Here is a 12,213-nt window from a genome sequence, read left to right as displayed (position 1 = left end):
GAACATGACTGTCGCCGCTCGCACCCCTACCCAGCAAGCGCTGAAGAGGTTCTGGCGATCGAGCCCGGGCCGGGCCGGTCTCTTCATCGTGACCGCGTTTATTCTGCTCGCCATCCTGGCCCCGCTGCTCGCGCCTTACAACCCGACCAAAGACCGGAACCTCCGGGCCAGGCTCAAACCCCCTTCCATCGAGCACGTGATGGGCACCGACGAACTCGGTCGCGACATCTTCATCCGGGTTTGGCACGGCGCCCGGATCAGCCTTCGCGTTGGTGTGGTGGCCGTGGGGCTGGCCCTGGTCGTGGGCACGCTGCTCGGACTCATCGCCGGGTATTTCGGTGGCAGGCTCGACATGCTGATCACCTGGCTCATCGACATCATGCTGGCCTTTCCCTCTATCCTCCTCGCCATCGCCATCGTCGCGGTGATTGGCCCAGGCATCGCCAACGCGATGATCGCCGTGGGCATCGTGCAAATACCGATTTTTGCCCGGCTCGCGCGCAGCAACGTACTCTCGCTCAAAGAGCAGGAGTTCATCGCCTCAGCCCGGGCCCTGGGCGCCACCAACACCCGGATCATCCTCAAGCACATCCTTCCCAACGGCCTCTCCCCCATCATCGTCCAAGCCACGCTCTCCATCGCCACCGCCATCCTCGACGCGGCCGGGCTCGGATTCCTCGGCCTCGGCGCCCAGCCCCCGGCTCCGGAGTGGGGGGTCATGATCGCCCGGGGCTTCCAGTACTTCACCACCGCTCCCTGGATCAGCCTCTTCCCGGGCCTTGCGATCATGCTCGCGGTGCTGGGATTCAACCTACTCGGTGACGGGTTGCGGGATGCCCTCGATCCTCGCAACGTGCGCTGAGCCCCGGGCGAACGGCGTATAATCTTGCCCGTGCTGGCGAAACGGATCATCCCCTGCCTCGACGTCCACGACGGACGCGTGGTCAAGGGGGTTAATTTCGTCAACCTGGTTGACGCCGGCGACCCCGTCGAGGCGGCCAAGGCCTACGACGCCGCCGGGGCCGACGAGCTGGTCTTCCTCGACATCACCGCCACGGTTGAGGCGCGGTCGACCATGCTCGAAATCGTGGCCAGGGTGGCAGAATCGGTGTTCATTCCTTTCACCGTTGGCGGCGGGATCCGGAGCCTTGACGACGCCCGCGCCCTGCTGCTTGCCGGGGCGGACAAGGTCAGCGTGAACTCGGCCGCAGTCTTTCGCCCAGAGCTCATTACCGAACTCGCCTCCCATTTCGGGTCTCAGGCCGTGGTGCTCGCGATCGACGCCAAAAGGCGTGGCGAGGGCTGGGAGGTTTTTGTGAGGGGCGGCCGCGAACCCACTGGGCTCGACGCCGTAGCCTGGGCCCGGGAGGGCGTGCGACGCGGGGCGGGCGAGATCCTTCTCACCAGCATGGACAAAGACGGAACCAAGTCCGGCTTCGACCTCGAACTCACCCGCGCCGTGAGCGAGGCGGTTGAGGTTCCGGTGATCGCTTCCGGCGGAGCGGGCACCCCCTCGCACTTTGCCGACGCCTTCAGCCGGGGCCGCGCCGACGCCGCGCTGGCCGCGAGCGTTTTCCATTTTGGTGAAATCCCCATTCCAGAGCTCAAGCGCTACCTGGCCAAACACGGCCTGGCCGTTCGCCTGGAGGATACCCATGGAGCTTGACGCCATTCGTTTCGACGAAAACGGGCTCGTCCCCGTGGTCATGCAGGATGCCGGAAGTGGCGAGGTGCTCACCCTGGCGTATGCCAACCGGGAAGCCCTCGAGCTGACGTTGGCCACAGGGTTTGCCCACTTTTTCTCGCGCTCCCGGAAGAGGCTTTGGAAGAAAGGCGAAACCAGCGGCAACGTCCAAAAGGTCGTCGAGGTGGTCCTCGACTGCGACGGCGACGCTGTGCTCTATAAGGTCGACCCCCAGGGACCGGCCTGCCACACCGGCGCGCGAAGCTGTTTCCACAACCCGATCCAACCCGCGGTGAAAAGTGCGGTTGAGAGCGATCTGGGCAAGGTCACCGAGCGCGTCTTTCAAACCATCCAGGATCGCTTGCGAGCACTCCCCGAGGGCTCCTACGTCGCCACCCTTCACCGCCAGGGGCTCGACCGACTGCTCAAAAAGATCGGCGAAGAAGCCGGGGAGGTCATCATCGCGGCCAAGAACTCAAACCGTGATGAACTGGCCTGGGAAGCGGCAGATCTCTATTTCCATCTCCTCCTCGTTCTGGCCGAACTGGACCTCTCACCAAAGGACCTGGCCAAGGAACTGGCAAGGCGGCACAAACCGGAGTGAGCCATGTTGAATGCCAGCCGGTCACGGGAACGCAATCGGGTCGTCGCCATCTTCTGGATCCTCTTGTTTCTATTGGGTTCCGTCCAGGCAGCGAGCCTCGCCAAGGTCAGCATGGGCCTGCCGCAACCGGGCTTCAACCCCAGCGACCTCAGGACCTACCGGATCGCCAAAGCGACCCAGACGTTCAACGGCGACGCCGGGGCCGTGGTGTTCATCACCTCCTGGCGCTTTTCCGAGAGCGATGCCGGCGAGCGGGCCTTCGAGATGTACTTGATCTCCCCCCGGGACACCGTCGAACGAGCAGGCTACACGCTCACCGTCCGCAAGAGCTGGGCCGGAAAGGTGATCCCGACCTTCTGGTATTTCCGCATTACGCCGGAAAAGGCACGGATCTTCGAAGGCACCTGGACCGTCTACTTCCTCTTTAACGGCGAGCTCATGGGGAGCGCGAGCTTTCGGCTCAGCCCTTGAGGGCTCACCCCGACCCGACGTGGCCAAGTCCCGGGCGCGGTCCTTAAAATGGGGCCTATGGTCACGACCCGCATCGCGCCATCGCCAACCGGAGACCCCCACGTGGGAACCGCCTACATCGCCATCTTCAACTACGTCTGGGCGAAGAAAAACGGGGGGCGCTTCATTGTTCGCATCGAGGACACCGACCGCCAGCGCTACGTCCCCGGCGCCGAAGCGCGCATTCTCGCTATGCTCCACTGGCTGGGCCTCGACTACGACGAGGGTCCGGACACGGGCGGTCCCAACGGTCCCTATCGTCAGTCGGAACGCCTCGAACTCTACCGGCACTACGCCGAGATCCTGCTCGAACGCGACTGGGCCTACCGGGCCTTCGAAACCCCTGAGGAGTTGGAACGTATCCGCCGGGAAAAGGGCGGCTACGACGGCCGGGCCCGCGATATTCCAAAAGAGGAGGCCGAGGCGCGGGCGCGGGCCGGGGAACCCCACGTCATCCGCCTGAAAGTCCCAAGACCTGGCACCATCGAAGTTCACGACGTCTTGCGGGGTCTGGTGCGCTACGACAGCGGCGAGATCCCCGACGTGGTGCTGCTCAAGTCCGACGGCTTTCCCACCTATCACCTGGCGAACGTCGTCGACGACCACCTCATGGGCGTGACCGACGTGATTCGGGGGGAAGAGTGGCTGGTCAGCACCCCCATCCACGTCCTCCTCTACCGGGCCTTTGGCTGGGACGTTCCGAAGTTCTACCACCTACCGCTCCTCAGGGCCCCTGGAGGCGCCAAGCTCTCGAAACGCACCGGCCACACCAGCGTGGACCACTACCGAGAGGAAGGCATCCTCCCCGAGGCGCTCAGGAACTACCTCTCCTTGATGGGCTTTTCCATGCCCGACGGCCGCGAGGTCTTCACCTTAAGCGAGATGGTCGAGGCCTTCTCCTGGGACCGGGTCAGCCTCGGTGGCCCCGTCTTCGACTGGGAAAAGCTGGTGTGGATGAACGGCAAGTACATCCGAGAGGTGCTCTCGCTCGATGAACTCGCCGAACGGGTCAAGCCGTTCATGGCCAAGGAAGGCCTGGCCTGGCCATCGGAGGCGTATCTCCGAAGGGTCCTCGAGCTCATGCGTCCCCGCTTCGAGACCCTCAAGGAATTCCCGCAAAAAGCCGTGTACTTCTTCCGCGACGATTTCGAGTACGAGGAAAAGGCCCGGAAAGAAATCGCCAAGGGGGCTGAGCTCTTGAAGGCGCTCAGGGAAGCGCTGGCGGGTCTTTCCGATTTCAGTCAGTCACGCACCGAGCCCCTCATCAAGGCCTTCGCGGAAGAACACGGCAAGAAGCTTCGCCACGTGATGCAACCCCTGCGCGCCGCCATTACCGGCCGCCTGGCCACCCCGGGGATGTACGAGATGCTCGAGGTCCTGGGCAAGGAAACCGTCCTCCGGCGTATCGATCGGGCGCTGGCTCTCGTAGAATCATAGGCGTGTCTTGGTTTGCTCGCCTCAAACAGGGCCTGAAGAAAACCGCGGAGAACCTCAGCAAGGCCGTTCCCTGGGGCGGCGACCCCGAGGAGGTGCTCGAGGAGCTCGAGTACGCCCTGATCGCCGCCGACGTGGGGATCGAGGCCACCGAGGAGATCCTGGCTGAGGTCAGGGAATCATCGCAAAAAAACCTCAAGGAAGCGGTCAAGCTGGCGATCATGCTGCAGCTGGAACCCGACGAGCGCCGGAGGAAGCTGCGCAAGCTGGGGTTTAAGCCCGACGCCACAAAGAAGTTCGTAGCCCCCAAAGGCCACGTCGTCCTCATGGTCGGCGTCAACGGGGTGGGGAAAACCACCACCATCGCCAAGCTCGGTCAGTACTACCAACGCGCTGGGAAAAGGGTGCTCTTCGCCGCCGGCGACACCTTCAGGGCCGCCGGCGGCGCCCAGCTCAAGGTCTGGGGCGACCGCCTGGGCATCCCCGTGATCCAGGCGCCGGAAGGGGCCGACCCCGCCGCCCTCGCCTACGACGCCACCCAGGCCCGAAAGGCCCGGGGCCACGACCTTCTCCTCGTCGACACCGCCGGACGGCTCCACACCAAGCACAACTTGATGGAGGAGCTCAAAAAGGTCAAAAGGGCCATCGGCAAAGCCGAGCCGGGCGAGCCGGGCGAGGTTTGGCTGGTCATGGACGCCACGGTGGGCCAAAACGGCATCAACCAGGCCAAAGCCTTCCACGAAGCGGTCGGGCTTACGGGGGTCATCGTGACCAAACTCGATGGCACCGCGAAGGGGGGGGTTTTGGTGCCGATCGTGCGGGCGCTCGGCGTGCCCATCAAGTTCATCGGCGTGGGCGAGGGGCCCGAAGACCTCCAACCCTTTGACGCCGGGGCCTATGCCGAAGCGCTTCTCGAGGGCCCGGCTTCGTAGCCCACCGAGGCAAACGCGAGCGACCTCCGACCTCGTCCCATCATGTCGAAAAGCACTTGGACGCCCACTTCGCTGCCCCGCTTGCACCGCCTGCCCCCTTTGCGTAACCTTGGGGGGATGTCGGCAATTGGGATCCGGGCCAAGCAGATCACCATCTGGGGCACCGTCGTTGCGCTGCTCACCGCGCTGGCCAGCGCCCAGCAAACCCCCGTCCGCCCGGTGGAGGCCATCCTCGAGGCCCCGCCGCGGGTTGTGTTTGAAGACGGCCGGGCGGTATTGACACTCGAGACCACGATTCCGGTCGCCTGCGTCGTGGTCTACGGCCAAACCCCCGATTTCGGGGCCATGGCCTTCGACCAGGGAATGGGTCAGAGCGCCCACCGGGTGCACCGGGTGGTCTTCCCGAAACTCAAAGCCGGAAGTCGCTATTTTTACCGCCTCCAGGGCAGCGACGCCCGGGGAAACCTCTACCAGAGCCAGATTTACACTTTTTCCACCCCCGGCGAGACGAAAACACCGCCTGGTCCCTACGGCAGCAACCTGGCCCTGGCCCGGCTGGGAACCCGGGTGATCGCCAAGAGCAGCAACTACGCGGGTGCGGCGGACGACGAGCCCTGGGGCGCGCAAAACGCAATCGACGGGGACCCGAGCACCGAGTGGTCGAGCAACGGCGACGGAGACCGGGCCTGGATCACCGTCGCCCTGCCCAGGCCGGCCGAGATCCGGGCGGTCGGGTTTTGGACCCGCACCATGGGGGATTCGGCCCAAATCGAAAGCTTTCGCCTCGAGGACGAAAAGGGCCGGGTCTACGGGCCCTTCCGTCTGCCCGACGCCAAACGGCTCTACGTCTTCCCGCTGACGGCCCGGGGCCAGCGCTTTACCTTTCGGGTGGTCCGCTCCAGTGGAGGTAACACCGGGGCGGTTGAGATCGCCCTGTTCGGGGAGTTTCTGCCATGAAACGTGAAGATCGGGACGCGTTGATCCTCGCCTTTGCCTGGCTGGTGGCCATCGCCGCCACCGGCGGCAGCCTTTATTACTCGGAGATCAGGAAGTTCATCCCCTGCGAGCTCTGCTGGTACCAGCGAATCTTCATGTACCCGCTGGTGCTCATCTTGGGCATCGCCCTCTACCGCCTGGATACCAAAATCCGCCCCTACGTTTTGGGTATGACGCTGGTGGGCGGCAGCATCAGCCTCATCCACTACCTGGAGCAAAAAATCCCCGCCTTTCAGCCCACCGCCTGCGACGCCACGCCGATTCCCTGCAGCCTCCAGTACGTGAATTACTTTGGCTTCGTGACCATTCCCCTGATGGCGCTCACCGCCTTCGTCCTGATCGCGATCAGCATGCTCTTCCTGGGACGGAAATAGCCCCCCTTCCGGGGGGCTGGCGAGGCCCCAAAGCCATGCAGCCTTCACGTTTTTTCGGGCCCCGCCGTGGCAAACGCCACGGCGGGATGCTCAGGAAGCCACGGCGACGTCTTCGGCCTTCATAGAAACGCCGAAATCCTCCAAAGCGGCGAGCACCGAGGCCATTCCCGTGACCGCGTGTTTATAGACCACCACGCCTTCGTCCTCGAGTACCACCACCGCCACCTCGTGCGCCCGGGCCGCGAGCTCAGGGGTGGGGGCGTTTTCATCCCGGCTGCTCCAGATCGGAACGCCCTCGCGATCAAGCAGCACCAACGTCGCCCCGTAGCCCACGCGCTCGCGCAAAGCCGGCGGCAGCTTGCCCGTGGCGTCCGAACCCAGTTCTACGGCGAAATAGCGTTTCCCGTTCATGGCAGCGTCAAGTTAAGGGCTGGACGTAAAGCTGTTGTAAAAAACCCCGAGCCGTCCGGCCCGGGGCCTCGGCTCACCTGCCCTCAGGCGGCGAGCGACGCTTTCGCCTCGTCCAGCGCCTTGAACAAGCGCGCCTTGGTCAGGGGCTGGCCCTCGAGGACCAGCGCCCCTTCGTGGAAGTGCAGGTGCCAGTAGATGTGCGCTTTGAGGAAGCGGACCTCAACGCCGTGGCTACGTGCATCGGGCTGCGACACGCTCGCCAGCACGAAACGCTCTCCCCGGGCGTCGGCGAGCGAAACGCTCATCCACCGGGTGGGCAGATTCCAGGGCTTGGTGAACCGATAGATGGTGTCGGGAAAGTACGCCTCGACGATGAAGCGCACGCCTTTTTCCTTGGCATACTCCTGCATCCAGGCGATGAGCTCGGCCCAGGCCTGATAGAGCCCCTCTTCGCGTTCCATGCCTCCATGGTATACACGCCGACACGGCAGCGCCAGCCACACACCATCCGCGCCCCAAAGCCTAAACTGGGCACGATGCGGCACGCCGACCTTCCCCTTCTTCCCCACGCGCCGGGCGTTTACATTTTCAAAAACGCCCGTGGCGTGCTGTACGTGGGCAAGGCCAAGGACCTGCGCGCGCGGGTCAGCAGCTACTTTCACGCTGACGAAGGGAAGGCGCAAAAGCTGATCCAGGCCGCCGAAGCCCTGGAGTACATCGTCACCCGCGACGAGGTGGAGGCGCTGCTCCTGGAAGCCAACCTCATCAAGTCCCACCGGCCACCCTTCAACGTGCTCCTCAAGGACGACAAGCACTACCCCTTCCTCAAACTCACCAACGAACCCTTTCCCACGCTGCGGATCGTCCGCCGGATCAAGGACGACGGCGCGCGCTACTGGGGTCCCTTTCCCAACGCGGGCACGGTTCGCAAGATCAAGGACCTCATCGACCGCACCTTCCCGCTGCGGAAAAACTCCGGCGTCCCCATGAAAAAGCGGCGAAAACCCTGCCTGAACTACGCCATGGGCCGGTGCCTGGCCCCATGTGCCGGGCTCGCCGATCCCAAAGCGTACCGACAGGTGGTCCATAACGTCGAGCGGGTCTTGAGCGGTGAGGTCGACGCCCTGATCCGGGATCTCGAGGCGGAAATGAACCAGGCGGCCCGCGAGACCAACTTCGAGCGTGCCGCCACGCTGCGCGACCAGATCCGGGCGCTCAAGGCCTTCTTCGCCACCGAACAGCAAGCAGTCCTCACCCAGGAGGTGAACCTCGATTTTCTGGGCTTCGCCCGGGCCGGGGCCTACGCCACCGTCCAGCTCTTCCAGCTGCGCTCGGGGCGAATCCTGGGCCGCGTCTCCCGCTTCGTCGAGGGTGTTGAGGAAGCCAGCGACCAGGAAATCCTTGCCGCGTTCTTAAGGGACTACTACCTCGAGGCCACCCCCCTCCCCAAGCTGGTGCTGCTCCCCTTCGAGGTCGAAGGCCAATCGACGCTGGCGACGGCGCTGACCTCGAGGGCCGGGCGCAAGGTGGCGCTCAAGGTCCCCAAGCGGGGGGAGAAGAAAAAGCTCATCCAACTCGCCCAAAAAAACGCCCAGAGCGCCCTGGAAACCGAAATGGCGCGCCTTGAGCGCAAGGGCGACCACCCCGCGCTCAAGGCGCTGGCCGAGGTCCTCGCCCTCAGCGCCCGCCCCTACCGAATCGAGGGGTTCGACGTCTCCACGCTCTTTGGCGAGGCCACGGTCGCGGCCATCGTGGTCTTCGAGGGCGGGCGGCCAAAAAGGCGCGACTACCGGCACCTCCGCATCCGAAGTCAGGCCCAGGCCGACGACTACGCCGCCATCGAGGAGGCGGTCTACCGCCGTTTCGCCGGGCGCCTTTCGGAGACCATGCCCGTCCCCGACCTCCTCCTCATCGACGGGGGGTTGGGGCAGGTGCGGGCCGCGCTCCGGGGGCTTGAGCGGGCGAAGATCGCCATTCCCACCGTCGGCCTTGCCAAGCGCGAGGAAACCCTGATCCTTCCCTCGGGCGAGGCCATTCGCCTCCCCCTGCACCACCCGGCGCTCAGGCTCCTCATCTACATCCGTGACGAGGCCCACCGCACGGGCGTCAGGCGAAACCGGAAGCTCAGGCGCAAAAAGGCCCTCCGGAGCATCTTCGAAGACATCCCCGGCATCGGCGAGCAGCGGCGGCGGGTGTTGCTGGAATCGTTTGATAGCCTCGAGGAGATCCGCCAAACCCCCCTGGAAACCCTGGCCAAGCTTCCAGGCATGAACCGCAAGGCGGCGGCTGCCTTGAAGGCCGCTTTGGAGGCCGAAGGGCAAAATGCGACCCCCTCGTAGTAGGATGGGGCCTCGATGCGTGACGTCAAAGCCCCACTCGAGACCGCTTTGCGCCAGGCCCTCCATTCGCTGGGCATCGAGGCGCCAGGGCCCGTTCCGGTCGATCTTGCGCCCAAGGGAAAGCCCGGAGATTACGGCAGCCCGATCGCCTTCCAGCTCGCCCGGAAACTCAAGAAATCGCCGGTCGAGATCGCGAGCGCCCTTCGCGACTCGCTCCCCGAAATCCCCGGCGTCACCGAAATCCACGCCGTCGGTGGCTTTTTGAACTTTACCTTCGATCCCGCCTACCTGGTCACCGCCGCCAGCCAGCCCCCAAGCCCGAGCCCAAAACGCGGCGAGAAGGTGCTCATCGAGCACACCTCGGTCAACCCCAACAAGGAGCTCCACGTCGGCCATCTGCGTAACGTCGCCCTGGGCGACGCCATGGCCCGCATCCTCGACTTCGCCGGTCACCCGGTCGAGGTGATCAACTACATCGACGACACCGGCGTGCAGGCCGCGGAAACCCTCTTCGCGCTCGATCACTACCACCTGGACGACCCCAGCGGCGAAAAGTACGACCACTTCGCCGGCAGGGCCTACGTGCGCTTGCACCGGGACCTCGAGGACGAAAGCGTGCAGGCGGCGCTGGGGCCCAAGATCCGCGAGGTGGTGCGGCGTCTGGAGCAGGGCGAATTGCGGGAGGCGGTGGCCCGGATCCTCGACGCCCAGCTTGAGACCATGTGGGCCCTCGGCGCGAGTTACGACGCGCTGGTATGGGAATCGGACATCGTCCGCGAAGGCCTTTTGAAAAAGGCGCTCGACACCCTAGCCAAAACCCCCTACGTCCGCCGCATGGACGAGGGGAAGTATCGGGGCGCGATCGTTTTCGACACCTCCGAGTTCATTCCCGGTCTTGAGGACCCCTACCTGGTGCTTTTGCGCTCGGATGGCACCGCCACCTACACCGCCAAGGACATCGCCTTCCAGCTATGGAAAATGGGCGTCCTCGAGGGCCTCCGCTTCAAGCCCTACACCCGCCAACCCTCGGGGAAAACCCTCTACACCAGCGCACCTGACGGCCAGCCCATGGCCTTTGGCGGAGCCAAACGGACGGTCAACGTGATCGACGTCCGCCAAAGCTACCCCCAAGCCGTGCTCAAAGCCGCCCTCAAGGCGCTCGGCCGCGAGGACCTGGCCGAGGGACACGTCCACCTCGCCTACGAGACCGTCCTGCTCGAGGGCCGGCCCCTCTCCGGCCGCAAGGGTCACGTGGTGAGCGTGGACGAGCTCCTGGAGGAGGCCACGCGGCGGGCCCGGGAGGTCATCGCGGAAAAGAACCCCCACCACCCCGACCCCGAACGCGCAGCCCGGCAAGTGGGCCTGGGCGCGGTTCGCTTCGCCATGGTCAAGACCGAGCCCCGGCGCCAGATCGACTTCCGCTGGCAGGCCGTGCTCTCCTTCGAAGGAGACGCCGCCCCCTATTTGCAATACGCCCACGCCCGGGCCGCGTCCATCCTGCGCAAGGCGAAAGCCGAGGGCCTCGACTGGCGGCAAGGCGCCGACCCCTCCCTCGCCACGCCGCACGAGGTGGCCCTGGCCAAGGCCATGCTGGGCTTTCCCGAAGCGGTGGAAAAGAGCGCCAGCGAACACACCCCCCACCTCCTCGCCAACCACCTGCTCGACCTGGCCGCGGTCTGGAACGCCTACTACAACGCCAAGGAAAACGGCCGTCCGGCGACTCCGGTGCTCGGGGCGCCGCCCGGCCTGCGCGAACTCCGGCTTTCGCTCGTCGAATCACTCAAGGAAACCCTGCGCACCGGCCTCACCCTGCTCGGTGTCCCCGCGCCGGAGGTGATGTAAGGCGCGCGCAACGCGCTGGCAGCGATACGACTTATACTTTAGACAGATGAAGTTCGTTTTCGCCGCACTCGCCTTCATCGGATCGGCGCTCGCCCTCCTCACCGACCCCGCCGAGGTGGCGCGGGTCCGGGTGGTGCAGGCCGCGCTCCCGGCGGTGGTCCGGGTGCAGGGCCAGTCCAGCTTCACCGACAACCCAGGGCCGGTGTGGGGTTCAGGCTTTTTCTACGCCCCGCACCGGATCGTGACTAACTTCCACGTCATCGACGGTCTGCAAAAAATCACCGTAACCCTGAACGACGGTGAGAGCTACCCGGCCCGGGTCTACGCGGTCGACAAAGGGCTCGACGTGGCCATCCTCGAGGTCGACGCCAGCGCCCAGGCCACGCTCGCCTTCTCCGACGAACGGCTGCTTCCCGGGCAAACCGCGATCCTCATCTCGAGCCCCTACGGCCGGCGCAACCTGGTCTCGGTTGGCGTGGTCGCCGGGGTAGGACCGTTTGAGGACGCGGCCCAGCTCGGCGGCGACGTGGGGCTTGAGATCTTCGAGGTCGTCTACACCGACGCCATGATCGAACCCGGGAGCTCCGGCGGCCCCTTGCTCAACGGCCAGGGTAAGGTCATCGGCCTCGTCGACGCGGTGTTGGGAGGGCCGAGCGGGATCTCCGGGGTGGGGATGGCCATCCCGGCCGGGCTGGTGAAGCAGAGCATCGAGGACCTCGAGCGCTATGGGGTTCCGCAACGGGGGTGGCTGGGTGCGACCCTGATCGACCTCACCGAACTCGACCCCCTACTTCTCAAGGCCCTGGGCCTGGTGGGGGTGAAAGGGGTCATGGTGGACCGCGTCGAGCCCAACTCTCCGGCCGCTCGGGCCGGGGTCCGGGGCGCGGACCGCGACGAACTGGGCAAGCTGGTGGCCCTTGGCGACGTGATCCTGGCGGTCAACGGACGCCCCATCCAAAACCGTTTCGAAGTGATCCAGGAAATCGCCCGCTACCGCCCGGGGGACGTGGTGCGGCTTCTCATCTGGCGTAACCGCGAACGGGTTGAGATCCCGGTCACCCTAACGGTGCGCCGGTAGTTCGGGTAG

13 protein-coding genes are annotated in these 12,213 nt (G+C 65.2%); 11 read left to right on the top strand and 2 right to left on the bottom strand.

The window, feature by feature from the left end:
• The first annotated feature begins 4 nt into the window (after positions 1-4).
• The 8 genes from ACZ5BT_RS08855 to ACZ5BT_RS08820 all read left to right on the top strand — a co-directional run bounded on the left by ACZ5BT_RS08855 (position 5) and on the right by ACZ5BT_RS08820 (position 6,534).
• Positions 5-862, top strand: a complete 858-nt coding sequence (locus tag ACZ5BT_RS08855; RefSeq protein ID WP_464884232.1) for an ABC transporter permease — start codon at positions 5-7, stop codon at positions 860-862.
• A gap of 30 nt (positions 863-892) precedes the next feature.
• Complete coding sequence (gene hisF / locus ACZ5BT_RS08850; protein WP_464884231.1) at positions 893-1,666, top strand: imidazole glycerol phosphate synthase subunit HisF; 774 nt, start codon at positions 893-895, stop codon at positions 1,664-1,666.
• Complete coding sequence (hisIE, locus tag ACZ5BT_RS08845; protein ID WP_464884230.1) at positions 1,656-2,288, top strand: bifunctional phosphoribosyl-AMP cyclohydrolase/phosphoribosyl-ATP diphosphatase HisIE; 633 nt, start codon at positions 1,656-1,658, stop codon at positions 2,286-2,288. Before hisF ends, hisIE begins: the two co-directional genes overlap by 11 nt.
• Before the next feature lie 3 nt (positions 2,289-2,291).
• The gene (locus ACZ5BT_RS08840) at positions 2,292-2,759 is read left to right on the top strand and encodes a hypothetical protein (protein ID WP_464884229.1); all 468 of its coding nucleotides are present in this window, start codon (positions 2,292-2,294) and stop codon (positions 2,757-2,759) included.
• Between the two features lie 57 nt (positions 2,760-2,816).
• Positions 2,817-4,235: a glutamate--tRNA ligase gene (gene gltX / locus ACZ5BT_RS08835; RefSeq protein ID WP_464884228.1), complete on the top strand. Its 1,419-nt coding sequence runs from the start codon at positions 2,817-2,819 to the stop codon at positions 4,233-4,235.
• Between the two features lie 2 nt (positions 4,236-4,237).
• Positions 4,238-5,164, top strand: a complete 927-nt coding sequence (gene ftsY / locus ACZ5BT_RS08830) for a signal recognition particle-docking protein FtsY (protein WP_464884227.1) — start codon at positions 4,238-4,240, stop codon at positions 5,162-5,164.
• Between the two features lie 117 nt (positions 5,165-5,281).
• Positions 5,282-6,121, top strand: a complete 840-nt coding sequence (locus ACZ5BT_RS08825; protein WP_464884226.1) for a discoidin domain-containing protein — start codon at positions 5,282-5,284, stop codon at positions 6,119-6,121.
• Entirely contained in the window at positions 6,118-6,534 is a 417-nt protein-coding gene (locus ACZ5BT_RS08820) for a disulfide oxidoreductase (protein WP_464884225.1), read from the top strand. Before ACZ5BT_RS08825 ends, ACZ5BT_RS08820 begins: the two co-directional genes overlap by 4 nt.
• Positions 6,535-6,624: 90 nt before the next feature.
• On the opposite strand, the gene ACZ5BT_RS08815 is transcribed toward ACZ5BT_RS08820, so the two are convergent.
• Together ACZ5BT_RS08815 and ACZ5BT_RS08810 are read right to left on the bottom strand one after the other, a co-directional pair.
• Entirely contained in the window at positions 6,625-6,945 is a 321-nt protein-coding gene (locus tag ACZ5BT_RS08815) for a hypothetical protein (RefSeq protein WP_464884224.1), read from the bottom strand.
• A gap of 83 nt (positions 6,946-7,028) precedes the next feature.
• Positions 7,029-7,406 (bottom strand): NADH-quinone oxidoreductase subunit 15, encoded by a 378-nt coding sequence (locus ACZ5BT_RS08810; RefSeq protein ID WP_464884223.1) that lies wholly within the window; start codon positions 7,404-7,406, stop codon positions 7,029-7,031.
• Positions 7,407-7,481: 75 nt separating this feature from the next.
• Between ACZ5BT_RS08810 and uvrC the strand changes: the two genes are divergently transcribed.
• The 3 genes from uvrC to ACZ5BT_RS08795 are packed head-to-tail and all read left to right on the top strand — an operon-like array spanning position 7,482 to position 12,204.
• Positions 7,482-9,284, top strand: a complete 1,803-nt coding sequence (gene uvrC / locus ACZ5BT_RS08805) for an excinuclease ABC subunit UvrC (protein WP_464884222.1) — start codon at positions 7,482-7,484, stop codon at positions 9,282-9,284.
• Positions 9,285-9,299: 15 nt separating this feature from the next.
• A complete protein-coding gene (locus tag ACZ5BT_RS08800) occupies positions 9,300-11,126 on the top strand; it encodes an arginine--tRNA ligase (protein WP_464884221.1) in 1,827 nt (608 codons plus the stop codon).
• 46 nt (positions 11,127-11,172) lie between these two features.
• On the top strand, positions 11,173-12,204 hold the full coding sequence (locus ACZ5BT_RS08795; RefSeq protein WP_464884220.1) for a S1C family serine protease: 1,032 nt from the start codon (positions 11,173-11,175) through the stop codon (positions 12,202-12,204).
• The last annotated feature ends 9 nt before the right edge of the window (positions 12,205-12,213 follow it).

It is taken from the genome of Vulcanithermus mediatlanticus, from assembly GCF_055385885.1.
This window is presented reverse-complemented; position numbering and strand designations above follow the sequence as displayed.